At 62.8% G+C, this 25,252-nt stretch carries 25 protein-coding genes; 18 read left to right on the top strand and 7 right to left on the bottom strand.

The features are described from left to right. The first annotated feature begins 4 nt into the window (after positions 1 to 4). Both BM079_RS04855 and BM079_RS04850 read left to right on the top strand, forming a co-directional pair. Positions 5 to 700: an ATP-binding cassette domain-containing protein gene (locus BM079_RS04855; protein ID WP_245742824.1), complete on the top strand. Its 696-nt coding sequence runs from the start codon at positions 5 to 7 to the stop codon at positions 698 to 700. Then, complete coding sequence (locus BM079_RS04850) at positions 687 to 2,225, top strand: PhnE/PtxC family ABC transporter permease (protein WP_090131350.1); 1,539 nt, start codon at positions 687 to 689, stop codon at positions 2,223 to 2,225. The genes BM079_RS04855 and BM079_RS04850 overlap by 14 nt, the downstream gene beginning before the upstream one ends. Before the next feature lie 22 nt (positions 2,226 to 2,247). On the opposite strand, the gene BM079_RS04845 is transcribed toward BM079_RS04850, so the two are convergent. Next, on the bottom strand, positions 2,248 to 3,903 hold the full coding sequence (locus BM079_RS04845) for a right-handed parallel beta-helix repeat-containing protein (protein WP_090131349.1): 1,656 nt from the start codon (positions 3,901 to 3,903) through the stop codon (positions 2,248 to 2,250). 196 nt (positions 3,904 to 4,099) lie between these two features. Here BM079_RS04845 and BM079_RS04840 point away from each other — a divergent pair, with 196 nt between their 5' ends. The 15 genes from BM079_RS04840 (at position 4,100) to BM079_RS04770 (ending at position 17,794) form a co-directional block, all read left to right on the top strand. Further along, complete coding sequence (locus tag BM079_RS04840) at positions 4,100 to 4,834, top strand: beta-ketoacyl synthase chain length factor (RefSeq protein WP_090131348.1); 735 nt, start codon at positions 4,100 to 4,102, stop codon at positions 4,832 to 4,834. A gap of 134 nt (positions 4,835 to 4,968) precedes the next feature. Next, positions 4,969 to 5,244, top strand: coding sequence for a phosphopantetheine-binding protein (locus tag BM079_RS04835; RefSeq protein WP_175489603.1), 276 nt, complete (start codon positions 4,969 to 4,971; stop codon positions 5,242 to 5,244). Between the two features lie 8 nt (positions 5,245 to 5,252). Then, positions 5,253 to 5,816, top strand: coding sequence for a COG4648 family protein (locus BM079_RS04830; RefSeq protein WP_139215258.1), 564 nt, complete (start codon positions 5,253 to 5,255; stop codon positions 5,814 to 5,816). After that, positions 5,813 to 7,537 (top strand): AMP-binding protein, encoded by a 1,725-nt coding sequence (locus BM079_RS04825; protein WP_090131344.1) that lies wholly within the window; start codon positions 5,813 to 5,815, stop codon positions 7,535 to 7,537. The genes BM079_RS04830 and BM079_RS04825 overlap by 4 nt, the downstream gene beginning before the upstream one ends. Beyond that, positions 7,534 to 8,322, top strand: coding sequence for a glycosyltransferase family 2 protein (locus tag BM079_RS04820; RefSeq protein WP_090131343.1), 789 nt, complete (start codon positions 7,534 to 7,536; stop codon positions 8,320 to 8,322). Before BM079_RS04825 ends, BM079_RS04820 begins: the two co-directional genes overlap by 4 nt. Further along, positions 8,319 to 9,281: an LpxL/LpxP family acyltransferase gene (locus BM079_RS04815; RefSeq protein WP_090131341.1), complete on the top strand. Its 963-nt coding sequence runs from the start codon at positions 8,319 to 8,321 to the stop codon at positions 9,279 to 9,281. Before BM079_RS04820 ends, BM079_RS04815 begins: the two co-directional genes overlap by 4 nt. 43 nt (positions 9,282 to 9,324) lie before the next feature. After that, positions 9,325 to 9,924: an outer membrane lipoprotein carrier protein LolA gene (locus BM079_RS04810; protein ID WP_090131339.1), complete on the top strand. Its 600-nt coding sequence runs from the start codon at positions 9,325 to 9,327 to the stop codon at positions 9,922 to 9,924. 5 nt (positions 9,925 to 9,929) lie between these two features. Next, positions 9,930 to 12,239 carry an MMPL family transporter gene (locus BM079_RS04805; RefSeq protein ID WP_090131338.1) on the top strand — a complete coding sequence of 770 codons (2,310 nt, stop codon included), beginning with the start codon at positions 9,930 to 9,932 and terminating at the stop codon, positions 12,237 to 12,239. A 4-nt stretch (positions 12,240 to 12,243) separates the two neighbouring features. Continuing rightward, a complete protein-coding gene (locus BM079_RS04800; protein ID WP_090131991.1) occupies positions 12,244 to 13,530 on the top strand; it encodes an NAD(P)/FAD-dependent oxidoreductase in 1,287 nt (428 codons plus the stop codon). Beyond that, positions 13,527 to 14,144: a DUF3261 domain-containing protein gene (locus BM079_RS04795; RefSeq protein ID WP_090131337.1), complete on the top strand. Its 618-nt coding sequence runs from the start codon at positions 13,527 to 13,529 to the stop codon at positions 14,142 to 14,144. The genes BM079_RS04800 and BM079_RS04795 overlap by 4 nt, the downstream gene beginning before the upstream one ends. After that, positions 14,141 to 15,319: a beta-ketoacyl-ACP synthase gene (locus BM079_RS04790; RefSeq protein ID WP_090131334.1), complete on the top strand. Its 1,179-nt coding sequence runs from the start codon at positions 14,141 to 14,143 to the stop codon at positions 15,317 to 15,319. The genes BM079_RS04795 and BM079_RS04790 overlap by 4 nt, the downstream gene beginning before the upstream one ends. Continuing rightward, entirely contained in the window at positions 15,312 to 15,764 is a 453-nt protein-coding gene (locus tag BM079_RS04785) for an ApeP family dehydratase (RefSeq protein ID WP_090131332.1), read from the top strand. Before BM079_RS04790 ends, BM079_RS04785 begins: the two co-directional genes overlap by 8 nt. Positions 15,765 to 15,811: 47 nt before the next feature. Continuing rightward, positions 15,812 to 16,534, top strand: coding sequence for a 3-oxoacyl-ACP reductase FabG (gene fabG, locus BM079_RS04780; RefSeq protein ID WP_090131330.1), 723 nt, complete (start codon positions 15,812 to 15,814; stop codon positions 16,532 to 16,534). Positions 16,535 to 16,631: 97 nt separating this feature from the next. Further along, the gene (locus BM079_RS04775; protein ID WP_090131328.1) at positions 16,632 to 17,231 is read left to right on the top strand and encodes a methyltransferase domain-containing protein; all 600 of its coding nucleotides are present in this window, start codon (positions 16,632 to 16,634) and stop codon (positions 17,229 to 17,231) included. A gap of 95 nt (positions 17,232 to 17,326) precedes the next feature. After that, positions 17,327 to 17,794: a hypothetical protein gene (locus BM079_RS04770; RefSeq protein WP_090131326.1), complete on the top strand. Its 468-nt coding sequence runs from the start codon at positions 17,327 to 17,329 to the stop codon at positions 17,792 to 17,794. Between the two features lie 113 nt (positions 17,795 to 17,907). Here BM079_RS04770 and BM079_RS04765 read toward each other — a convergent pair whose 3' ends face one another. The 5 genes from BM079_RS04765 to BM079_RS04745 all read right to left on the bottom strand — a co-directional run bounded on the left by BM079_RS04765 (position 17,908) and on the right by BM079_RS04745 (position 23,029). Then, complete coding sequence (locus BM079_RS04765; RefSeq protein WP_090131324.1) at positions 17,908 to 18,765, bottom strand: universal stress protein; 858 nt, start codon at positions 18,763 to 18,765, stop codon at positions 17,908 to 17,910. 85 nt (positions 18,766 to 18,850) lie between these two features. Continuing rightward, on the bottom strand, positions 18,851 to 20,350 hold the full coding sequence (locus tag BM079_RS04760; RefSeq protein WP_090131989.1) for a SulP family inorganic anion transporter: 1,500 nt from the start codon (positions 20,348 to 20,350) through the stop codon (positions 18,851 to 18,853). 580 nt (positions 20,351 to 20,930) lie between these two features. Next, entirely contained in the window at positions 20,931 to 21,569 is a 639-nt protein-coding gene (locus tag BM079_RS04755) for a YceI family protein (protein WP_175489602.1), read from the bottom strand. A gap of 101 nt (positions 21,570 to 21,670) precedes the next feature. Beyond that, the gene (locus BM079_RS04750) at positions 21,671 to 22,420 is read right to left on the bottom strand and encodes a slipin family protein (RefSeq protein ID WP_090131320.1); all 750 of its coding nucleotides are present in this window, start codon (positions 22,418 to 22,420) and stop codon (positions 21,671 to 21,673) included. A 30-nt stretch (positions 22,421 to 22,450) separates the two neighbouring features. Next, the gene (locus BM079_RS04745) at positions 22,451 to 23,029 is read right to left on the bottom strand and encodes an NfeD family protein (RefSeq protein WP_175489601.1); all 579 of its coding nucleotides are present in this window, start codon (positions 23,027 to 23,029) and stop codon (positions 22,451 to 22,453) included. Positions 23,030 to 23,236: 207 nt separating this feature from the next. Here BM079_RS04745 and BM079_RS04740 point away from each other — a divergent pair, with 207 nt between their 5' ends. After that, positions 23,237 to 23,989 (top strand): 7-cyano-7-deazaguanine synthase, encoded by a 753-nt coding sequence (locus BM079_RS04740; protein ID WP_090131316.1) that lies wholly within the window; start codon positions 23,237 to 23,239, stop codon positions 23,987 to 23,989. Positions 23,990 to 24,018: 29 nt separating this feature from the next. Here BM079_RS04740 and uxuA read toward each other — a convergent pair whose 3' ends face one another. Next, complete coding sequence (uxuA, locus tag BM079_RS04735) at positions 24,019 to 25,200, bottom strand: mannonate dehydratase (RefSeq protein WP_090131314.1); 1,182 nt, start codon at positions 25,198 to 25,200, stop codon at positions 24,019 to 24,021. Between the last annotated feature and the right edge of the window lie 52 nt (positions 25,201 to 25,252).

Below are 25,252 nucleotides of genomic sequence, written 5' to 3'. Positions count from 1 at the left end.
CCTCATGCCGTACGCCACCGTTGCCGAGCCCTATGCCGGCCCTATGCTTGCCGGGTTCGATCATGCCCGACTGGGTCACGATCAGCATGTGGTCTTTCCCGAGCTGACGCTGCACATCTCTCAGGGCGAGCGTATCGCCCTGCTGGGTCGCAGCGGCGTTGGCAAGTCGACCCTTCTGGACGCCCTGCGGGTCCAGCTTGGAGACCAGAGCGCCTGGTGCCCCCAGGCCAATGCACTGGTACCGACGCTTTCGGCCTATCACAACATCTATATGGGCCGGCTGGCCCATTTTTCTCGCTGGCAGAACCTGATCAATCTTCTGCGTCCCAACCGGGCCTGCTGGCAGGAGATCAGTGCGCTGGCCGAAACGCTCGGGCTCGACGGGCTGTTGCATCGGCAGGTGGATCAGCTTTCCGGCGGTCAGCAGCAGCGGGTGGCGATTGCGCGAGCGCTGTATCAGAACCGACCCGTCTTTCTGGGTGACGAGCCGGTCTCGAGCGTCGATCCGCGTCAGGGAATGCGACTGCTCGATCTGATCAAGGCGCGTCATCCCACCTGTGTGGTGGCCCTGCATCAGCGCGAGCTGGCGCTGGAACACTTTGACCGCATCATTGGTCTGAACGACGGTCGTATTACCATCGACGCCCCTTCCCGTGACCTGACCACAGACGATCTTGATGTGCTCTATGTCCCGGAATGAGGCCCCCGCCAGCGGGTTCAACTGGCTGCGCAGCGATAATATCGGAGCGCGACTGCTACGCCTGACGCTGGCGATGGTGGCCATCATGGTGGTGCTGCTGCCGCTGGCCGATTTATCGATCACCACGCGCGATCCCTGGACCGAGTTATGGCGTATGCTCAAGGGGATGATGCTCCCCGATGTGACGGCCACCGAATCGCCTCTGCACGCCCTGCTTTTGACCATTACCTTTGCCCTGTGGGGCGTGGCGCTGGGCATGGTGCTCGGGTTTCCGCTGGCGCTGATCTTCATGCGCTCCCGGCTGGTGCGGTCCCTGTGTGCCTTCGTACGCGCCATTCACGAGCTGTTCTGGGCGCTGCTGTTTCTTCAGGTGTTCGGCCTCTCCGCCATCACGGCGCTGGCGGCCATCGCCCTGCCCTACGCCGCCACCTTTGCCAAGGTCTATGCCGAGATTCTCGCCCAGATCGATCGCAGCCCGGCGCGCATGCTGTCGCCCGACACCGACCGGCTGTCACGCTTTGTCTACACCGAGCTGCCTCTGGCCTGGCAACGCCTGTCGGGATATACCCGCTATCGTTTCGAATGTGCCCTGCGCGCCAGCGTGCTGCTGGGCTTTGTCGGCCTGCCGACGCTGGGCTACTACCTGGAAAGCGCCTTTCGCCAGGGGCGCTATCATGAGGGCGGCGCCCTGCTCTGGGCCTTTTATCTTTTGATCGCTCTGCTGCACTGGTGGGCCCATCGTCGACTGCTGCTGCCCTGGCTGGTGGGTACGGCCTTTCTGCTGGGCCCCTGGCCCAGCGTCAATCCGACCCTGCTCTGGCAGTTCATCAGCCATGACATCTGGCCGCAGCCGCTGCTGGATGGCGACTTCGGGGCGCTGCCGGCCTGGTTTACCGGACTGCCGAATCTGCTGCCCGCCATCGGTAATACCCTGCTGCTCGGGCTGATGAGTACGGTGGGCTCGCTGCTGGTCTGCCTGCTGGCGTGGCCGCTGGTCAGCCGCCATTTTGGGAACCGCGCCACACGCACCATGGGTCGCGGCACGCTGATCGTCATGCGCTCAACGCCGGAGCTTTTGCTGGCCTTTATTCTGCTGCTGCTGACCGGCCCGTCGCTGCTGCCGGCATGGATCGCACTGTCACTGCACAACGGCGCTCTGATCGCCTTTCTGGCCGCGCGCCATGCTGACGGAATTACCCCCGGCCTGCCCGGCATCAAGGGCGTTGATCTCTACAGCCATGAGCTGATGCCGCGCATCTATCCCGGTATTCTGGCGCTGCTGTTCTATCGCGCCGAGGTCATCATGCGCGAAACGGCGCTTCTGGGGATGCTGGGCGTGGTCACGCTGGGGTTTCACATCGACTCAAGCTTTGAATATCTGATGTTTGACCAGGCCGTTGCCCTTTTAATGGTCACCGCCGTGATCAACATGACCGTGGATGTGCTGTCTCGACGCCTGCGACCGGGCGCACTGCCCGAGCGCTGCGATCAGCCCCGACCGGCGCCGGTCAATGAGAGTGTCTGACGACGCCGGACAGGGCCTTCCCTCAGCGGGGATGGAAGATTGAAAGGGTGAAGCATTCCGGCAGCGCCGGCTGTCCGCTTTGGCGATCGACAAAGCGGACCCGGAACCCCTTCCAGGCCTGATATTTACTCGAACCGGAATAGGCCGACAGATATTCGATGCCGTCATGAAGGATCCCGGCATCCTCTACCGTGACCGTAATGATCGGATCGCGCAGCTCTACCTCGCCATCAGGGAAGGAGAACTCGACCTGCCCCTTGTCAACGGCCTCGCAGCGAGCGAAGAAGTCGCAGCCGGGGCCATCGCCGCCCTTGCGCCATTTAACGAACTGGGCAACGCCGGTCAGGGCGTGACGCACCTTTCCCTTTTTATCAATCAGTGACGTTTCCCCGATCAGGCCCGGACGGCCGCGATTGACGCGGTAATCGTCATACAGGAGCTTGTCGTCACCATCGACCTGCGTGGCAAAACGCAGGGCACCATCCCAGACGCCCTTGTTTTTGGTCTCGGGGTCGGTATCAAACACCACAGCACCATCGGGACCGCTGTGGCGAAACACGATCGGATTGGTCTGGTGAGTATGGACGGAGTGACTCGACTGGATGACCAGCGGCGTGGCCGGCTTCCAGGCATCGGCTTCAGCACGCAGCGAATCCGGCGTCAGACGCAGCGCATTGCCGGTCGAGTTGCGAACGATAACCTCGCCGCCATCCAGCGACACGCCGCCCATGCTGCCACTGTGCTTATCGCTTTTGAAAACGTTATCCCAGCCATAGACACAGGTATTGGAAGTGGCAAAGCACCCCATGAACTGCTGATTATTGGTGATACGTACGCAGGGCCAGGGCGATTCACCGCCATTACGGCCCTCCCACCAGTTGCCGATAAAGCTGGAGCGATAGATTAACCCGGCAAGAATGGCATCGCCCTTCATGGCCTCGAAGATATTGTCCTGAAAGGTTGCTCCGTAGACATTTTTCTTGAAGATGATGCCGTTATCGGAGTAGTTGAATTCATTGCCGATAAAGCGAGCGGTCGTGGAATTCTCACCCTTTTCGTCATCAACCTGCACTCCCACACTCAGGCCGATGAAGGTGCAACGCACCAGGCTGTAATTGACCATGATCTCTCTGACCCGGATGGCCAGACTGGCGGAAGAGAAATGGATGTTTTCAAGGACGGTGTTATAGCCGTGGCTATCAATATAAGTGCCTTTCCATCGTCTTTTGCTATCACCGTTGGAAAAGCTGAGGTCACGCATTACCGGCCCATGACCGGTAAACATGACACCATCGCCCAATGAGTGAAAGGGCATCAGCATGGCGTTTTTTTCACGTCCGTTGCGCCGTCGGCCCGGGCCGATGAGATTCTTGCCCTTGAGATCGACCGTCTGTCCAATCGCATAGCGACCGGGTGGCACGTAGAGACTGTTAACGATGCTGGAGCGCACGGCGCGCACAAAGGCGGCCGAGCTGTCGCGCTTGCCGGTCGGGTCAGCGCCCCAGTAGATCACGTTGTTGCGGGCGGTCATGTCGAGCGCTTCGGATCGCTCGCGCGACTCGCCGGCCTGTGCCCGCTCAGGGGCGGTCAACGCCCCCGCCATGCCGGCAGCAGGCAGCAGGGCCAGGGCACGACGCATGAAGCGTCGGCGATTGCGATCGTCTGTAGAAAGCGCCATTTTAAACTCCGTATAAAGCCTTGCAGGGCCTGAATCAGGACAGTATCTCACCCGTTTTGGATCAATGCTGCCATGCCATTGTGATGGTCCTTCCTTGAAGGGCGGCGTCACGGGCATCGATAACGTTTGTCATACTTGCGGTTTATGAAACCACGCCTGCCGCTTACAATCAGATGTCATTTTTCGGGAGGCCTGCATGGACCGTTCACCCCATGCCGATACGGCACACCCCACGCTCTATCTCCATCGCTGGCGCGCCTGGCTTCCCGAGCGCGCCGGCGAGGAGATGCCGGCGTGGGTCATGACCGATGAAAAGCCGGCGGCCAACAGCGTACCGGCCCTGCTGCGACGGCGCCTGACGCCGCTGGGACGCGCCGTCTGTACGCTGCTTGGCGACATGGGCGCCCATGAGCGGGCAGGCACACCCGTGCTGCACGCCTCGCGTCACGGCGACGGCCATCGCCCACTGGACATGCTCGATACGCTGTTCGAGGGCGAGCCGCTCTCGCCGGCCCGCTTCGGCCTTTCGGTGCACAACGCCGTGCTGGGGGTCTATTCGATCGCCTTTGACAACCACGCCTCGATGGCGGCCCTGGCCGCCGCCGGTGAGGAGTTCGAGGCGCTGTTGAGCGAGGCGCGGGGCTATCTATGCGATGGATGCGACAGCGTCATGCTGGTGCTGACCGACTCACCGGTCCCCGCGCGCTATCGCATTCCGGATCAGGCACCGCAGCGCCCCTCCGCCATGCTGATGGAGCTTTCGCGCGCGAACGCACCTGATGCCCTGTGTCTGGAGGCGAATCCCGTTGATATGCCCGAAACATCGACACCCATCGTGACGCCGCCACGACTCACCGACTGGCTGATGGGTCGCTGCGAGCTGATCACACGGGCGCCGCCTCTTTGCTGGCAGGTCACCAGCGAATCCTGAACAGCACATGGCAGATAGCGTCCCGAAAATCGGCCGGTTCTGGCATCATATGGCACCCGCCTGGACGGGGTTGACGATGCTCCGGCGGCGTATTCGTCTGTTCATCAACAACAAGGGATCTCTGGAGAACATACATGGCCAATACCGAATTGACCGAGCTTGAACGCGATGTCGCCAACATGATCATCGAGGCGCTGGAACTTGAAGATATTACAGCAGACGATATCGAGCCTGACGCCCCACTATTCGGCGACGGGCTGGGGCTTGATTCCATCGATGCGCTGGAGCTGGGACTGGCGCTGCAAAAGCGCTACGGCATTCGCCTTGACAGCGATGCCGAAGAAAACCGCGAGCACTTTGCCAGTCTGAGACAGCTCAGCGCGCTGGTCGCCGAACGTCGCAGCGACTGAGGTTCACGATGGGAGTCACGCCTGCCGAACGCCCCGGCCCCCGCCAATGGTCATCGATGCTGTCGATGGTGCTGTTTCCCGCGGCTCTGTGGATCGTCCTGCCGCTCTGGGGCACTCGAGCGCTCCTGATCATCTTCATGGTGCTGGCCGGGGCTCACTGGCTGATGGGCGAACACCGCCGTCGCTGGTCACTGGTGCTGGCAGCACTGCTGGTGCTGCTGATCAGCAGTCAGGCAGAGCTGGGCGTACGCCTCTATCCGGTCATGATCAACGCCTCATTGGCGCTGCTCTTTCTGGGCAGCCTTCGCACCACCCCTCTGATCGAGCGGCTGGCGCGTCTTTCAGAGCCTGACCTGCCCACCAGCGGGGTGCGCTACACTCGCCGGGTTACCTGGCTATGGGGCGTTTTCATGAGCCTTAACGCGCTTGCGGCGCTTATCCTGGCGCTGTGGGCGCCCCTGCACGTCTGGCAGATGTACACTGGCGCCATCAGCTATGCGCTGGCAGCGCTTTTGATGCTGGGAGAGTGGCTGGTGCGACAGCTCGTTCGACGCCGGGAGGTACAGGCATGAACGCTCATCGGGATCTGCCACCCTCGCTGACGCGCTGTCCCTGGCTTTCGGGCGCCGACTCTGACGTTGTGGCCTGCTCCGGCCAGACAATGCGTACCCGCGGTGAGCTGCGCGAGGCCATTAGAGCCTGGGCGAGCCTGTCACTGCCCGAGGACCGGGACGTAGCGCTTTACGACAGCGATCCCTGGCGCTTTACTGCCACCCTGCTGGGACTCTGGCATGCCGGGCGTCGGGTCTGGCTGCCCGGCGACAATCTCCCCGAAACCGTGGACCATCTGCGCCGGCGCCATCTGATTCTGCTGGGTGAGCTGCCGGAGGCTCCGCCGGCACCGCCGCCGGCAACAGGATTCACACTCGCATCGACGCTGTCACCGGATCATAACGCCGTGGTGCTGTTCACCTCCGGCTCCAGCGGCGAGCCCACGCCGATCTTTCGCACGCTGGGCCAGCTGGAATCGGAGGTTGCCGCCTTTGAGCGACACTGGCCACTGGGCAAAGGCGTCGTGATCAGTCAGGTCAGCCACCAGCACACCTGGGGACTGACGGCCGGGCTTCTGAGAGCACTGGCCACCTCGCACCCGTTCGGGCTTTCGATCGTGACCTGGCCCGAAACGCTGGCCGAGTGGCTCATGAAGATGCCGGTCAGCGCCCTGATCAGCTCACCGCCGCAGCTCTCCCGCCTGCCCGGGGCCGCAATCGGCATGCCGGATCACGGTCCGGGACGCCTCTTCAGTGCCGCCGCCCCGCTGGATCATGACGCCGCGGTACAGGCAGAGAGGCTGATGGGCAGCGAGCTCACCGAGATCTACGGCAGCTCGGAAAGCGGTGCCATTGCCTGGCGCCGGCCCAGTCAGGACACCACCTGGCAGGCGCTTGATGACGTCAGGCTTCGCTGCGACGGCGAGCGCACGCTGCTGCGCTCGAACCGCCTGCCCGACCCGGAGCAGTGGCATGAACAGGCCGATCACATCCACCTGCTCCAGACGCATCCGCCGCGCTTTACGTTGCACGGCCGCGCCGATCGTATCGTCAAGGTGGGAGGCAAGCGCGTATCGCTGGAGGGTCTGGCCCATTACATCGAGGCCTTTCCCGGCGTGCTGGCCGCTCGCTGTCTGACCATCGATCACTCGGGCGGGCGCATCGGGGCGGTCATCGCCATGGCCCGGGAAGGCATCGCCCGGGATCATGACACGCGTCGCGCGCTCATCAGCGCCCTGCGACAGCATCTGGCCGACGCCTTTGAGCCCGTGGTGCTGCCACGTTTCTGGCGCTTTGTGGAGACACTGCCGGTCAACGCCCAGGGCAAGCTGACCCATACCATGGCGCGCCATCTCTTTGATGACCTTGATGATCGCCGCCAGCCCCGCTGGCTGGACATCGAGTCACCCACCCCCGATCAGCGCCGGATCACGCTGGAGATCCCCGAGCGCCTGGCCGCACTGAAGGGTCACTTCCCGGAGCGCCCGATCGTGCCCGGTATTGCCCTGATCCACTGGGCCCGACAGCAGGCGGAGCGCCTGTTCGGGGCCCGGGGCCAGTGGCGTGACATGCGCCGGGTGCGCTTTCCCGCACCGCTGCTCCCCGGAGATCGCGCCGTCATGACGCTGACTCGCCAGCATGACGCCCTGAACGTCAGCGTGACCTCACATCGCGGCCAGCATCTGCAACTGCGCCTGCTGTCAGTCGCGTCTGCAACCGATGATCCTCGAGAGTCTTCATGAATCCTGATCGTGATGGCACCGCATTTTCCCCCTGCGTGCTGGTGCCCGTGTACAACCATGAACACGCCATCGCAGCGACCTGTGAAGGGCTTGCCTGCCTGAATCTACCCATCGTGCTCGTCGATGACGGTAGCGATACCGCCTGTGCCAGAGAACTGGACCGGCTGGTGCAGTCACCCGATGTCCATCTGCTGCGCCTTGATCGCAATCGGGGCAAGGGCAATGCCGTGCGCTGCGGCCTCTCGCATGCTCGATCGCTCGGATTTACCCACGCTCTGCAGGTCGATGCCGACGGTCAGCATGACCCTCAAAGCCTGCCGCCATTTATCGAGATGGCCGGGCGTGCGCCCGAACGGCTGGTGATCGGCTATCCGCGCTTTGATCACAGCGTGCCGCTGCACCGCTTCATCAGTCGCTACATCACTCACGTGTGGGTCTGGTTCAATACGCTGTCCACCGTACTGCGCGATACCATGTGCGGCGTTCGCCTCTATCCGCTGGTACCCGTCAATGCCATGCTGGCGCGCCATGGCTGTGGCGATCGCATGGAGTTTGATACCGAGGTGCTGGTGCGCTGGTTCTGGGCCGGCCACCCGGTCGATAACCTGCCGGTGCGGGTGACCTATCCCTCTGACGGCGTATCTCATTTTCGCCTGTTTCGTGACAATGTCCTGATGGCGCGCATGCATCTGCGCCTGACGCTGGGCATGCTGATCCGACTGCCGCGGCTGCTGTATCGGCGCTGGCAGGCATTACATGACACGCACGACAGGGGTGCCTCATGACATCATCGCAGCGCAGACGCACCACACGTCACTGGTCAGCCATCAGCGAGTCCGGCTCGCTCGGTGGCATCCGGCTGATGCTCGCCATTTACGACCGTTTCGGCGCACGCGCCTATCAGGGGGTGCTGTTTTTCGTCGGGCTCTATTACTGGCTGCGCCGGCCGATTGCCCGACGCGCCTCAAGGGAGTATCAGCGCCGGCTGAAAACCTTCTGCCCTTCAGTGTCGCTGCCGCGCCTGACCACCGTGCGCCATTTCACGACCTTCGGGACAGCCATTCTGGACAAGGTGCTGGCCCTTTACGGGCGTATTCCCCCCGAATCCATCCGGGTCGAGCAGCGCGAAACGCTCAGGAATGCCATCGATTCCGGCCATGGCGGCATCATCGTGGTCACACACCTGGGCAGCCACGAGGTCTGTCAGGCGCTGGGGCGGCTGCGCCGTGATCTGAAAATGAGCGTGGTCATGCATACGCAGCATGCCCAGCGCTTCAACTCCCTGTTCGCCGGGATCGATCGCCCCCTGTCGGTCGAGATGATCGAGGTCAGCGACATGGGCCCCGGCACGGCGCAGCGCCTTCAAGCGCGTGTCGCCGAAGGTGGCTTTGTGGTCATCGCCGCCGACCGTGAACCCATCGAGACGGGCGCCAGACGGCGCTGGATTGACTTTCTGGGTCGTAGTGCCCCCTTTCCGGAAGGCGCCTTCCGGCTGGCCACGCTGCTGCGCTGCCCGCTGTACCTGCTGGTCTGCGCCCGTCAGGGACAAACGCATCACGTGCATTTTGAACTGCTCGGAGATGCCGGAACGCTGTCGCGCAAGGCGCGCGAAGCATGGATGACAGACACCATGGCGCACTTCGTGACACGCCTTGAGTATTTCTGCTGTCATTATCCGCTACAGTGGTTCAACTTTTATTCGTTCTGGCAGTCCGAGCAGCACAACGTACGCCCCCCCCATTAACCATGGACAGCCGCTGTCCTGTCGGTTCAGGAGCCTGAGTTACATGTCTTGTCGCACGCGCTTACGATCACTGTCTGTACCTGCTGCCTCGCTTGCGCTTTGGCTTGCTGCCCTGCCGGCACACGCCCTGACACTTGAGGCGCTGGCCGATCATCTGGCCGCTCAGGGCGACGTGGCCGGCCGCTTCGAGCAGACCCGCTATCTGGCCGATCTGGACACGCAGATTGACGGCCGCGGTCGCTACCGCTTCGAACAGAGCGACCGCGTGGTCTGGGCGCTGGAGTCACCGGTGCAGGAGACCATGGAGCTTTCGGATCAGGGCATTCAGCGCAACGGCAAGCCGGTCGAGGATGATCCGGCCGGGGTCGCCACTCTGATCATGCAGCTCCTCAACGGTCAGCTCGCCGCCCTGTCCGACCGCTTTGAGGTCACCCTCGAGGGAGATCAGAAGGACTGGCATGCCAGGCTGACCCCTCGACAGCAGGCACTGGCCAGCTATCTCGACAGCATCGACATGCGCGGCGACGATCGCCTCGAGCAGGTCCGCATGGCCATGGCCGACGGTGACCGGCTCGACATCCATCTGTTGCCTCCGGATGAAGGCGATCCCGTCGCCCACACTGCCTCGCGACAGGCACCGTAACCGTGATGCGCGCAACGCGCCTGCCGGCCCTTTTGTGGTGTCTGGTGCTGCTGGCCTGTCTGGCCTTCAGCAGCGCCCAGCTGCTGCGCGGGGCAAGTCTCGATACCCGCATTACGGCGCTGCTGCCCGATACTCATCAGTCCGATGAGATTGACCGGGCCAACGATCAGCTCAGCACGCCCTTTGCCCATCGCTTCGTGGTGCTTTTAAAGGCTGATAACCCGGGTGAGGCGGCCGACGCACTGGCAAGTGATCTTGAAAATGCCGATGTCGTCAGTCAGCTGCGCTATCGCCCGGGGGACTATCAGCTCGACGACCTGCTGACGGTGCTGGGACCATCGCGCTATCGGCTGCTTGATGACCACCTGCGCGCCACCCTCGACAGCGGCGATACCGACGAGCTGCAACGTCAGGCGCTGGCCTCGCTGGTCATGCCTACCGGGCTTGATCAGCATCCGGTACGCGACCCCTTCGGGCTGCTCAATCGCTGGCTCGACAGTCAGCTCTCCACCCGTTTCGACACCCGGGGCGATCTGGTCACGCTACAGGTCGATGGCCAGGCGCTGGTCGTCATGACCGCAACGCTTGCGGGCAGTGCCTGGGATACCGGGCTGCAGGATCGCCTGACCGATGCCATCGCGCAGTTTGAAGGAGACCATCCCGAGGCGCGGCTGTGGCGCTCCGGCATGGTCTTTCACGCCGCCGACGGCGCCCACCAGGCCAAAAGCGAGATCAGCACCATCGGTCTGGGGTCGCTGATCGGCGTACTGCTCATTCTGCTGATGGTGTTTCGCTCGCCGACCACCATTGCCACCCTGCTGCTGCCGCTGATTACCGGCGCCGTGTTTGCGCTGGCCGTCACGCTTTGGTGGTTCAACGGCATTCATCTGCTGACCCTGGCCTTTGGCAGCAGCCTGATCGGGGTCGCCATCGACTACGCGCTGCATCTGCAGTGTGCCCGCACGCTGGCAGGCGATCGCTTTCGGATGCGTCGCATGCTGCCGGGGCTGGCGCTCGGCCTCGTGACCAGCGTCATGGCCTATGTGGTGCAGGCCTTCACGCCCATGCCGGGGCTTCGCCAGATGGCCGTGTTTGCCGGCTGCGGCCTGATAGGCGCCTGGCTGACCGTAGTGCTGTGGCTGCCGCTGACCCGCGTGCGCACCACGCCCGGCACTCAGGCGCTGGCCGCCAGGCTCTGGCAGTTGCTCGCCCGACTGCGGGGCCGACTCGGGCCACGCCTGGCGCTGGTGCTGGCACTGGTGGCGGTGGCCATCGCCGGAGGGCGACTGCAGAGCGACGACAGCCTGCGCCTGATCAATACCTCATCACGCCAGTTGCTGAACGATGAGGCCCTGATTCAACGCGAACTCGGGCGGGATACCGGTACCGTCTATCTGCTGGTCATGGCGCACGACAGTGAGGGCTTTCTCGGCCGGGTTGAATCACTTGATCCCATGCTGGACGGGCTGGTCGAAGAGGGCCACCTGGGCAGTCATGCCAGTCTGGCCGACCATGTGCCTTCGAAAGCGCGTCAGAGTGCCAACCTGGAACGCACCCGCAACCTCTATAAACAGCAGCTCGATAAGGTCTATGCCTCGGCAGGGCTGCCACCGGCGCTCTATGAGCGCGCCATGACCATGGTGGATCAGTCACCGCCTCTGATGCCGGAGCACTGGCTTGAAAGCCCGCTGGGCGAGAACGATCAGCGCCTGTGGCTTGGCCGCATCGACCATGACATGGTGGCCGGCATGATCACCCTGAGCGGCGTCGATGACCACGCCCGCCAGCAGCTGGCAAGCCTGGCGCGCAGCGACGAGCACATTGAGCTGGTCGACCGGGTCGAACAGATCAGCACGGTGCTGGGCAAGCTGCGCCGACAGATCGCGCAGTGGGTAGCCGGTGCGCTCGTGCTGCTGACGCTTTTGCTGGCGCTGCGCTATCGGTGGCGCACCTGGCGAGTCATCGCTCCCGCCGGCGGCGCGATTCTGACCGTGCTCACTCTCTACGCGCTGCTGGGTGTGCCGCTGAATCTGTTTCATCAGCTGGCACTTTTGCTGGTGCTGGGCATCGGACTGGACGCCGGCATTTTCATGCAGGAACATCCCAGAGCGCATCACGCCTGGCTTGCGATCACGCTGTCGATCATTTCAAGCCTGCTGGCCTTCGGGCTTCTGGCCTTCAGTGCCACGCCGGTGCTGCACCACATCGGCATGACAACCCTGATCGGCCTGGCCAGCGTCTGGCTGCTCACGGCCCTGGTGCAGCACCGTCTCCCTGAAGACCGGACAACGCCTGACAACAATGACCATGGATAACGCCATGACAACTTCCCCGTCGCAATCCTTCGGGAGCGAGCTGCCCGAACAAAAGACTGATGTGGCCGTGATCGGCGCCGGGCCTGCCGGCGCCGTGGCCGCCGCCATGCTGGCCGAGGCGGGCCTGCGGGTGCTGGTGCTCGAGGCATCGCACTTCCCGCGCTTTTCCATCGGCGAAAGCCTGCTGCCGCAGTGTCTGATGGATCTCGAAAGCGTCGGGCTTTCCGAGGTGATCAACAGAGCCGGCTACCAGATGAAAAACGGCGCCCGCTTTGTCCGCGGCAGCGAGCGGGTGGACATCGACTTTCGCGACAAGTCGAGCGAGGGTACGGGGCAGGCCTGGCAGGTCGAGCGCGCCGATTTCGATCAGCGCCTGATCGAGGCTGCCTGTGCCCGCGGCGCCGAGGTACGCTTCGGTCAGCGCGTCACTGCCTTCGCCTCTCATCCCGACACGCCAGCCTTGACCGTTACCGATGAGCAGGGCAGCGCCTGGCGCTTGAAGGCGCGCTTCGTGCTTGATGCCAGCGGCCTTGCGCAGGTCCTGGCGCGACTGGAGGGCACGCTGAAGACGTCTCACCTGACGCCGCGAAAGACCCTTTTTACCCACCTGTCGCTCAGACCGGAGGCCTGCGAGCGTCAGGACTTCGACCGCACAAAGATCCAGATCGGCCTGCACGGCCGTGCCAGCGTCTGGTACTGGGTCATTCCCTTTGCCAACGGCCGCGCCTCGACCGGCTTCGTCGGCTCGCCCGAAGAACTCTCGCGCCTGACCGGTTTCGAGACGGACGAGACGCAGGGTTTTCAGGCCTGTTTCACGGCCTTTGACGAGCTGGGCGACTGGCTCGATATTGAAACGCCCCATCGTCCCATTGCGTCACTGGGCGGCTACAGCCGCAACGTCAAAAGTCTGACCGGCCCGGGATACGCGATTCTTGGCAACGCCGGTGAGTTTCTCGATCCCATATTCTCCTCCGGCGTCACCGTCGCAGTACGCTCGGCCTGTCTGGCCGTGCCGCTGGTCAGGGCGCAGCTTGAAGGCGAAAGCGTCGACTGGAAAAACGATTTCGAGCAGCCGCTGCGCCACGGCATCGATACCTTTCGCGCCTTTGTGGAGGCCTGGTACGACGGCCGGCTGCCGGCCATCATTTTCCATCCCGAGCCGCCGGCCTATCTGCGACGCATGATCAGCGCCGTGCTGGCAGGCTACGCCTGGGATAACGACAACCCCTTCGTCAGCCAGCCGCGTCGACACCTCGACACCCTGGCCCAACTGTGTGGACACGCCGCATGACAGCACTGCCCTTCCTGCCACACTCGCCTCTCACCCGCCGCTTGTGGCCCTGCGCGCTCCTGCTGGTGCTGACCCTTCTGGTCGGCTGCAGCGCGCCGGCCATGGCGCCCCAGGCCGCTCCCGGCTGGCAGGGCGAGACGCAGACGCTCAAGCGCCGACTGACCATCACGCCTTTTGACAACGCCCGCGAAGCACAAACGCTGCTGGCGGTCATTCGGCTCGATAATGAGGGCCTGCGTGTCGTAATCGCCACGCCCACCGGCCAGCGTCTATTCACTCTGGTGCGCGACGATCAGGGCGCGCGCTATACCCGGTCGATCATGGATCAGCCGCCCTTTCCCGCCGAGTGGTTTGCCCAGCGCCTGGAGTGGAGCCTGCGCCCCGAATCGGACCTGAAAACGGCCTTCCAGAACAGTGCATGGCAGGTACGTGATCAGGGCTTTGAGCATGGCCGGGTTCGCGAAATTCTTGAAGGTGACACCCTCGTGGCCCGGATCGATACCATCGAGCGCCCCGTCAGCCAGGCCCATGACGTGCTGACCGATTTCCAGATCGGCTATCGCATGGTCATTACGCCCTTCGGAGACACGCCGGATGCCGGAGGCACCCCATGACGATCAACGGCTGCCGACTCTCTGAACCCGCCGTGATCTGCAGCCTCGGCGATGACCGGGCCACCCTTGTCGACGCCCTCGCTACGGGGCGACGCGGGCTGGTCAACAGCGAACGCTATACCCCCGGAAGGCCACTGGCGCTGGGTGATGTCACGACGTCGCTGGTCACCGCCGATGACTGGCCGATCGAGCTTGCCAGTCGCAACAACCGGCTGATCGCCACCGCGCTGAAGGCGCTCGGCCCGCAGCTTGACGAGGTGCTGTCACGATACGCGCCGCATCGCATCGCGGTGGTCATGGGTACCAGCACCTCGGGCATTTCGGAAACCGAGGCAGCCATTGCCCGCACCGGGCCCGGCAACGATTTTGACGAGCGCTACCGCTACGCCCATCAGGAGCTCGGCGCACCGGCCCACTTCATTCGCGACCATCTGGGGCTTGCAGGGCCTGCCTGGACCATTTCCACGGCCTGCAGCTCCGGTGCCCGGGCATTGAGCGCGGCGCGACGTCTGCTGCGCTCCGGTCAGGCAGATGCCGTGATCGCCGGCGGCGCCGATACCCTGTGTCACCTGACCGTACACGGCTTTGACGCGCTGGGTGCGGTCAGCGACGCGCCGTGTCAGCCCTTCACGGCCGAACGACGCGGCATCAATATCGGCGAGGCGGCGACACTGTTCATCGTTACCCGCGACCCCGACGGCATTCAGCTGACCGGCTACGGCGAAAGCTCGGATGCCCACCACATTTCGGCACCTGCTCCGGACGGCGTGGGCGCCATCGCCGCCATCCGCCAGGCGCTGGACATGGCCGGGCGAAGCCCCGGTGATGTCGATTATCTCAACCTGCACGGCACCGCCACGGCGCACAACGATGCCATGGAAGCGCTGGCCCTTCATGATGTCTTTGGCGATCATCAACCACCCGCCAGCTCGACCAAGGCGCTGACCGGACATACCCTGGGCGCGGCCGGTGCGCTCGAGGCCGCCTTCTGCTGGCTCGCGCTGGAACACGGCTTTCTGCCGCGTCACGTGCATGATCAGCCACTCGATGACACGCTGATGCCGCTATCGCTGGTGGATGCCGAAACGACCGGACAGCCCCGTGTGGCAATGTCCAACGCCTTTGCCTTCGGCGGCAACAATGCGGCCCTGATTCTGGAACGCAGTGATGTCTGAGTCCGCTGCTGCCTGGCCGCCCGTGGCGTCGCTGGTACCGCATCAGGGGCCAATGTGTCTGCTTGATCATGTGGTCGCGGCCAATGCCGAACACATCGTCGCAGCTGTGATACCGTCGGCTTCGTCACTGTTCGCCGACGATCACGGCATTCCCGTTCAGGTAGCGCTGGAGTGGATGGCCCAGGCCTCGGCGGCCTGGTCGACCCTGCAGCCCCGCGAGGGCGGCACGCCCCGCCAGGGCATGCTGCTGGGTGCACGCCGGTTCGAGGCTCGCCTTGATGATCTGGTCCCCGATGCGCCTCTGGAGGTAATGGTGCGAGTCGATACCGTCGCCGCCAGCGGCCTGGGCACCTTTGAAGGCCGTCTCTACCGGCCCGGCGCCTCTCCCGAGCACGACTGGCTGGCCCGGGCGAGCCTGAGCGTTCTGCAGGCCGACGCCGTATAGTCGGCGGCCTGCCCTTTTTTCTCTCCATCACGCTATCGGAAGATGACATGTCACAGACCATCCTGATTACCGGCGCCGGTCGCGGCATCGGACGGGCCGCTGCCCTGCGCTTGGCCCGCGACGGTTTCGATATCGTCGTTCACTACCGCCAGAGCGAGGCGCAGGCACGCGCCGTGGCAGACGAGATCACTGCGATGGGGCGCAGTGCGCGGCTTTTGCAGTTTGACGTGGGATCGCGCGATGAGGCGCGTGCCTGTCTTGAAGCCGATGTCGCCGAGCACGGCGCCTATTACGGCGTGGTGCTCAACGCCGGCTTCCACCAGGACGCGCCCTTTCCCGGCATGAGTGATATGCAGTGGGACAGCGTGCTCAATGTCGATCTGGGCGGGTTTTACAACGTACTCAGGCCGCTGGTGATGCCCATGATCCAGCGCCGCCGCGGCGGGCGTATCGTGGTGCTCTCCTCGGCGGCCGGCGTGATCGGCAATCGCGGCCAGGTCAACTACGGTGCCGCCAAGGGCGGGCTGATCGCGGCCAGCAAGTCGCTGGCGCTGGAGCTGGCCAAGAGGAACATCACGGTGAACTGTATTGCCCCCGGATGGGTCAATACCGACATGACCGACGATGTCGATGTGGACATCAAAAAAATCGTGCCCATGCAGCGTATGGGCCAGGCCGAAGAGGTCGCCGGCGTGATCAGCTTCCTGTGCTCCGATGACAGCAGCTATGTGACCCGGCAGGTCATCGCCGTCAATGGCGGGCTTTTCTGAAAAATTGTTCTGATTGTGCCTTTTCAGGCCAAAGTCAGGTAGAAAGCTGCCAGTATGTGTTTCGTATCAGGGATGACAATAATCAGAGAGACGCCACATGAGTTTCAAGGCAGCGCTGTATGGCTGGACGGCCACGACCCTTCGCACACTGGATCACCATGGTGTACGGCTGCGCTACCCTTACCGTGACCGCATCATGTTTGAAAACGCCATCCTGCCGGCGCTGGCGCGTGATGACAGTATTCGGCGCGTGCTGATGGTGGGCTGTGGCTGGTATACCCATCACTACCCGTCACTGCTGGGAGATGCCGAGGTCACGACCATCGATCTGGACGCGGCCAAGCGCCCCTTTGGCGGCGATCGCCACATTGTGGGCAACCTGACGTCGCTGAGCGATCACATCCCTCATGAGGGGCTCGACGCCGTACTGTGCAACGGCGTGCTCGGCTGGGGTCTGAACGAGCCGGACGACGTCGATCAGGCCTTTACCGCCTGTGTGGACTGTCTGCGCCCCGGTGGATTGCTGCTGCTGGGCTGGAACGATCATCCGCCCTACAACCGGGTAAGCCCCGAGGATATTCCGGCATTCGCGCAGCTCGAGCCCATCCGGGTACCGGGGCTGGACGCCCATAGGGTCGTGGCACTGCCCCGAAATCAGCACTGTTTTCAGGCCTTTCGAAAGCCGCTGTCAGGCTGAGGATGACGGCCGCGCCCATGCGCGGTCTTTCGCAAACCTGCCTGAAAGGCTACATTGTGCCCCCTGCCTTTTTGATACCTCCCGGAGGACGTTCGATGACCTTCCACCTGCCCTTTAAAATCTCCATGGCCGCCGCCATGACAGGCGCCCTGATCATGCTGGCCACGGCAGGCCCGGCACAGGCACGTAATACCTTTCTGATGCAGCCGCTGGCCGACGTCATGACCCAGCCCGAGGCGCAGGAAAAGCTTGATCCCTCGATTCGGCTCTATTTTGCCGATCAGCAGCATCCGGCGATCCAGACGCGCCGCGGCGGCTATTTCAGCTCCAACAAGGTGCGGGCAGCACTGCGTACCGATGATGAGTCCTGCCGTCTGGCCGCGCTTCAGTCGCTGCTGGCCCTGCAGGAGCGTGCCCGTCAGGTCGGCGCCAACGCCGTCGTCAATATCACCAGCTACTACGAGCAGCGCGCCAATCCGGACAGCCAGCGCTATGAGTGCCGCGCCGGCAACGTGGTCACGGAAGTGGCCTTCAAGGGCGATATGGTCACGCTTGGTCAGTAAGCCTTCGGCAATGCCTGTCGACGCGATCTGTCAGTATTGAAAGGGGCGCCCATCGGGGCGCCTCTTTTTGATTCGAATTGGACCGGTGCCGCTGTGGGACCGGGGCCGCAGCCTCAAAGGTGTCGCATCAACAGCACGGCACTGGGCATGGCTTCCAGCAGGGTGTGAGTCGTACTGCCCATTAGAAAGCGGCGCAGCGAGCTGTGGCCGTAGGCGCCCATCGCCACGAGATCGATCTCTTGCTCGCGTGCATAGGCCGGCAGCTTGCGCCCGGCATCGCCCTCCAGACTGACCGCGCGGGCATCGAGCCCTGCCGCCTTCAGGAATTCAGCGCCACGCTCGGCAGGCGTAGCGTTGGCCGGCTCGCCGACATGCACCACATGGGTTTCCAGCCCCCGAAGCCAGCCGCGCTCCACCAGGCGCGAGAGCTGCTCGAGCCCGCGCTCGCTGCCATCAAGGGCGACCATGGCGCGCGCCGGCATACGAAAGTGCGCCGGGGCGATCAGCATCGGAATATCCAGATGCTGCGCCAGGTCTTCCAGGTGGGCCCCCAGCGAGGCCGTCCCGTCACCGTGGTTGTGGTCGCGGCCGCAGCGCCCCAGCACCAGCAGATCCTCGCTGGTGCAGATCCCGCGCAGCGTGGGCGCCAGCGCGCCGTGGCGCTGCTGCACGTCCAGCGTCAGCGTATCATCTGCAAGGCGCGCCTTCAGCGCCTCGAGCATGCGCTTGCCCTCTTCACGCGCCTGACGGGCAGCCCGGCCTTCCTCCTCGGTACGCTCTTCCAGCATTCGCTCGCGAGTGCCCAGTCCGATCTGACCGGAATAGTCCTCATGCGTCATGGCGCGCTGCTCCAGCACATGCAAAAGACACAGCGGCGCCTCGATCTGGCGCGCCGCCCATGCCGCGTAATCGCCGATGGCGCAGTCGGCACGCGCCTGATCATCGAAGCAGGCAATGATGGTTCTGCTCATGAGACTCTCCCGAAACGCATATCTTGGTTCGATTGTGGCTCATCCCGAAAGGCGTTGACGCCCTCCGGGATCAGGAAACTGCCGCTCAGTGGCCGCCGGGCTCCATGATGCCATCGGTCTTGTCGTGCACGCCGAAGCGATCGACCATGGTCTGACTGGCCTCGTTGAGGCCTGCCACCTCGACCTCGATGCCCTCGCGGCGGAACTTCATGACGATCCGATCGAGCACCTCGACAGCCGTCACGTCCCAGAAATGAGCGTGGGTCACATTGATGCAGACACGGTCCACGCCTTCCTTGACGTCAAAGGCATCGGCAAAGCGGGTGGTCGAGGCAAAAAAGACCTGACCGCGCACGTGATAGTCCCGCTGCTGCACGCCCTCGTGATCGCTGACCACACTGTCGATCTGCAGGATACGGCTGATCTTGTTGGCAAAAAACAGGGCCGCCAGCAGCACGCCCACCAGTACGCCCATCGCCAGGTTATGGGTGACTACGGTCACTGCCACGGTGGCCAGCATGACGATGTTGGTGGTCAGCGGCTTTCTGGGCAGGTCGCGAATCGAGCCCCAGTCAAAGGTACCGATCGAGACCATGACCATGACGGCCACCAGCGCGGCCATCGGAATCTGTGCCACCAGCGGTCCCAGAAAGACCACCATGATCAAAAGTCCGATGCCGGCGGTCATGGTGGAGAGCCGGGTGCGCCCACCGGATTTCACGTTGATCACGGTCTGACCGATCATGCCGCAGCCGGCCATGCCACCCAGAAAGCCGGTCGCCACGTTGGCAATGCCCTGCCCGCGGCACTCGCGGTTCTTGTCGCTGGGCGTGTCGGTCAGATCGTCCACGATCGTGGCGGTCATCATCGACTCCAGAAGCCCCACCACCGAGAGCGTCAGGGCATAGGGCAGGATGATCAGGAAGGTATCGAGATTGAGCGGAATATCGGGAATCAGAAAGACCGGCAGGCTGTCGGGCAGCTCGCCCATATCGCCGACCTTGTGCACATCGAGCCCCATGATCATGGAGATCGCCGTCATCACCACGATACAGACCATTGGCGAAGGAATGACCCTGCCGACCTTCGGCACGTACGGAAAGAGATAGATAATGGCCAGGCCACCGAGCATGATGGCATAGACGGTCGGCGTAGCGTTGGCGCCGGTAATTTCCGGCAGCTGCGCCATGAAGATCAGAATGGCGAGCGCATTGACGAAGCCGGTCACCACCGACCGGGAGACAAAGCGCATCAGACTGCCCAGCTTCAACACGCCCCAGAGGATCTGTAAAAGACCGGTCAGAATGGTCGCGGCAAAGAGATACTCAAGGCCGTGATCACGTACCAGAGTCACCATCAAAAGCGCCATGGCCCCGGTAGCCGCCGAGATCATCGCCGGGCGTCCGCCGGCAATCGAGATCACGACCGCTATCGAGAACGATGCGTAGAGCCCGACCTGCGGGTCAACGCCGGCAATAATCGAAAAGGCAATCGCCTCGGGAATCAGCGCCAGCGCGACCACCAGTCCCGAGAGCACATCCGGGCGCACGTTGGAAAACCAGTTCTGTTTTATTGAGCCCATCATGCTCATCGCTTCCTTTTGTCGTTGAAAATCCGTGGCGCCCTGCCAGCGCCGGTCGTGATTGAAGCCGAACGTCCCGTTCTGTCCCGAGCATTTCGTCCTGTCCCGAACGTTTCTGCCTTTACTGGACGAAGCGGCCGGTCACATCATGTCCATATCGCGCCGGCCGCTCGCGATAAGAATGTCATACCATGCGGCAACGCCATCATGGTCATGTCAGCGCCATGACCAATGCATGAACGCCATGGGCGATCCATGTAGGCATGGTGACATTGATTTTTGAAACACAAGGAGAATTGACGCCAGAGACGTCACGACAGCACTCGTGCGAGTGCGCCGCTCGGGTGAGCGGTGATCCCTGAAAGGCTCAGGGTGGCGTAAGGCGCCAGAGGGTCGTGACAGGCATCGGGATCATTGCTTTAACCAGCTGTTGAGGTCATCAATGGCGGCGAAGTCTAACAGTCGCAGACACATCGTGCATCCCGAAATAACCTGTCGGGAACCGATGCCTGATGCCAAAAGGGCCCGTGATCACCCTCGATCACAGGCCCTGAACATCAGCCTCGCACCCTGATGGCAGACCTTACTGAGCCTTTTCAGGAACGAACTCGGCCTCGATGCGCAGCGTGACCTCATCGCTGATGCCCTGCTTGTCATCCTCGGGCATCAGATAGTTGATGGCGTAATCACTGCGCTTGATGGTGGCTTCCCCGTTAAAACCAATGTGGTATTTCTCGTCAAAGGCGTAGACGCCGCCCCGATTGAATTCGGCCTCGATCTCGACCGGATGAGTCTGACCGTTGAGCGCCAGATCGCCAGTGATCGTGGCTTCGTCATCCCCATCGATTTCGATGCTGGTAGAGGTAAAGGTCGCCGTGCCGTGCTCGGCACTGTTGAAGAAATCCTCTCCCTGCAAATGCTCGGTCAGACCGCTGCCGGTCAGCACCTTGTCCAGCGGAATCTCGATTTTCAGGTTGCTGTCGGCCGGGTCTTCACCGAGTCTGAGCGAACCGGAAAGATCCACGAACTGGCCTTCGTAGCGGGAAAAGCCATAGTGATCCACGCCCCAGGTGATCTTGGAGTGCAGCGGATCGATCGTGTAGTTGCCGGCCGGCACCTCGTTGATATTGTCGGTTTCAGGCGTCTGCTGATCAGCCATGGCCGGTGTGATGCTCAGCATACCTGCCAGTACGGCGGCGCTTAGTGTGGTTGTCTTTTGCACGTGACACTCTCCCTCGATGATTCCTGATACGACGTCATACAGCATAGGTTAAATCAGTGATCACTGCGGCACGATTTCAGATCCGGGACAGCGTCGAACGCTCAGTCCCTGCCGCGCATCTGCTCAAAGATTTTTGTGATTTCCAGCGGCAGCGGGAACACAATAGTCGAGGCATTTTTGTTACTCATGTCACTCATGGTCTGCAGATAGCGAAGCTGCAGGGCGGCCGGATTTTTCGACATGATTTCGGCGGCTTCCACCAGTTTTTCAGAGGCCTGCATCTCGCCTTCGGCTGCGATGACCTTGGCGCGACGCTCACGTTCGGCCTCGGCCTGACGAGCAATGGCACGCACCATGTCCTCGCTGATATCAACCTGCTTGATCTCGACGTTGGATACCTTGATGCCCCAGGCTTCCGTCTGCTGATCAAGGATGACCTGGATGTCATCGTTGAGCCGGTCACGCTCGGAGAGCATCTCGTCAAGATCATGCTTGCCCAGTACCGAGCGCAGCGTCGTCTGCGCGATCTGGCTGGTGGCCATGCCGTAATTCTCGATCTGAATGATTGCCCTTTCCGGATCCACCACCTTGAAATAGACCACGGCATTGACCCGTACGGTGACGTTGTCGCGGGAAATGACGTCCTGTCCCGGCACGTCCAGCGTGACGGTACGAAGGTCCACGGACTCCATTTTCTGGATCACCGGCAGGATCAGAAAGAGACCCGGCCCCTTCACGCCCTGAAAGCGCCCCAGAAAGAACACCACGCCGCGCTTGTACTCGGGCAGCACCTTGACCGAGGCGGCCAGAAGAAACACCACGACAACAATGGGAATCAGATAGGTCAGCATGCAACTTCTCCCAGGCTGGATCGGACAGAATTATTTGTTCGTTGAGGGGGCAGGACTGGCCGGCAGGACCGCTTCGCGCTCCAGTATCAGCACAAGACCGTGCACCTCGCTGATACGGCGATGCTCACCTTCGGCCACGGGAGTAGTGCTGCGCGCCTGCCAGCGCTCGCCGCGGACGTGAACATAGCCGTGATAGTCGCCCTGATGGTGCTCGGTAAAATGGCGCGTGGCTTCGGCGACTGCACCGATCACCTCCTCGCGTCCGCCCATCGGCGTGATACGGCGAAAGCGCAAAAAGCGCATCACGACCCACAGCAGAAAGCCCCCGAGCAGCAGCGCCGCGCCGATGACCATCGCCATGCCGAGCATGCTGTCACCGCCGGGCAGAAGGCCCGCGTTGACCATCATCGAGGCACCGATGACAAAGACCAGCAGCCCCAGCAACCCCACCACACCAAAGGTCGGTGTAATGGCCTCGATGGCGATCAAGACCAGCCCCAGCATGACGATCAGAATCCCGTCCTCGACGGCCATCGGCGTCGCCGCCCAGGCCGGCAGGGCCACCAGTGAGAGACAGAGCAGCGTCATTATGCGGGGTGCAGGGTTCATCAGACCTCCTGACAGGCAAACAGGCATCAGTGCATCGGTCACTCAGAGCATAGACCCGCAGGCGAGCGCCTGTCTGAATGAATCCGTATGTTGCCATCGAATCCCCTTTGTCTGTCCGCTCGAAAATACGCGAATCAGCATAATAACCGTAGCGGAAGATGCGATAGCGTCTGCGCAATTTTATTAAATTCAGCTAAAGGACGACTTATGCAATCCCGGATCGATGTGCTGTGGACGGGCGGCTGGGACTCGACTTATCGAGTCCTCTCGGCGGCGACGATCGAAAAGAGAACGGTCGTCCCTCACTACATCGTCGATCTGGGTCGGGGCTCCAGCCTGCGCGAACTGCAGGCCATTTCAGAGGTACGTGCCACTCTGGCCGGCATTGATCCGAAAGCAGCAGCCCGGATCGAACCACTTCGAATCACACCGGTCACTGAAATTGCAGAAGATACCGAGCTGAGCGCGGCGTATCACCGGCTGACGCAGCAGGCGCATCTGGGCAGCCAGTACGACTGGCTGGCCCGCTATGCCAGCAGCAAGGGGATCAACCACCTTGAGCTGAGCGTCCACGTCGATGACAAGGCCTATCACTTTCTGGAGGGCCGGGTGGTGGCCACCGGGAACGGCAGCTGGACTTTCGATGATCGCGCCGAGGGCGACGAAGCCATCTTCCGTTTTTTCGACTTCCCCCTGCTGCAGATCTCCAAGATGCAGATGAAGGCCGAGGCCGAACGCCACGGTTTTATCAAGGCGCTGGAAAAATCATGGTTCTGCTACAGTCCGATCGATCAGGCGCCCTGCGGGCTCTGCAACCCCTGCCGCTACACCATCGAGGAAGGCATGGAGTACCGCCTGCCGGAAAAGGCGCTGCGACGTCATCGCACCCGGCACCTGCGTCGACTTGCCCGGGCGCCTCGCGCTCTGTGGCGCCGAGCATCCGCTGCCCTGTCCTCCTGAACGACAGGGCAACGAATCCTCGTGGCCGATCAGGTGAGCGCGCGCACGGCGCACTCCACGCCGCGCAGTTCGGCCAGCCCCTTCAAGCGCCCGATCAGCGGATAGCCGGGGTTGGTCTGACGCGCTCTGTCATCGCAGAGCTGATGGCCGTGATCAGGCCGCATCGGCAGGCGGGCGCCGCCGTGCCCGGCACGACGCCGCTCCTCGCTCACCAGTTCGCAAATCACCCCGACCATGTCGACATCGCCGTCGAGATGCTCTGCCTCGATAAAGCTTGAGGGATCATCGGCATCACGGCGCGTGGCGCGCAGATGGATGAAATGAATGTGCGGTGCGAACTCGCGCGCCATGGCGACAAGATCGTTGTCCTCACGCACCCCGTAGGAGCCGGTACAAAACGTCAGGCCGTTGGCCGGACTCTTGACCTGCTCCAGCACCCAGCGGGCGTCTTCGGCGGTCGAGACAATTCGCGGCAGCCCCAGCAGCGGGCGCGGCGGATCATCCGGATGCACGGCCAGACGCAGCCCCAACCGTTCGGCCACCGGCACCACCGCTTGCAGAAAGTGGCGATAATTGGCCCGCAGCCGGTCCTCATCGATGGTCTCGTAGGCCTTCAAGTGCTCGAGAAACTGTGACAGCGTGTAGTGCTGATCCGCCCCCGGCAGCCCCGCAATCAGCGTGGTCACCAGCCGTTCACGCCCGGTGTCATCCATGGCCTCGAAACATCGGCGAGCCGCCTCGATTTCGGCCTCGCTATAGAGCGCCTGCGCGCCCGGGCGCTCAAGAATGAACAGTTCAAAGGCGGCAAAAGCGGTCTGATCAAAGCGAAGCGCTCGCCCACCGGTCTCGGTGGGCCATTCAAGCTCGGTGCGCGTCCAGTCCAGAATCGGCATGAAGTTGTAGCACACCGTATCGATGCCGCAGGCCGCCAGGTTTTCCAGCGTTTTGCAGAACACCTCGATGGCGCGATCGCGGGCCGGGAGATCCAGCGCCTGCTTGATCGATTCCGGCACCGGCACGCTTTCCACCACCGACCACGACAGCCCCGCGGCGTCGATCAGGCGCTGGCGCTCGGCAATTTCCTCGACCGACCAGGGCGACTGCGGATCGTGACCGTGCAGTGCCGTGACAATGCCACTTGCGCCGGCCTGGCGAATCTCGGCCAGCGTCACCGGGTCATTCGGGCCGAACCAGCGCCAGGTATGTTCCATGCCCTTTTTCTCCCTGTACCGTAAAACCGTGAAAACTGCCCGGCAAACCCCG

Source organism: Kushneria avicenniae (assembly GCF_900112585.1).
GTDB lineage: Bacteria > Pseudomonadota > Gammaproteobacteria > Pseudomonadales > Halomonadaceae > Kushneria > Kushneria avicenniae.
The sequence above is the reverse complement of the archived record's forward strand: the minus strand, read 5'-3'. Positions and strand labels throughout refer to the sequence as shown.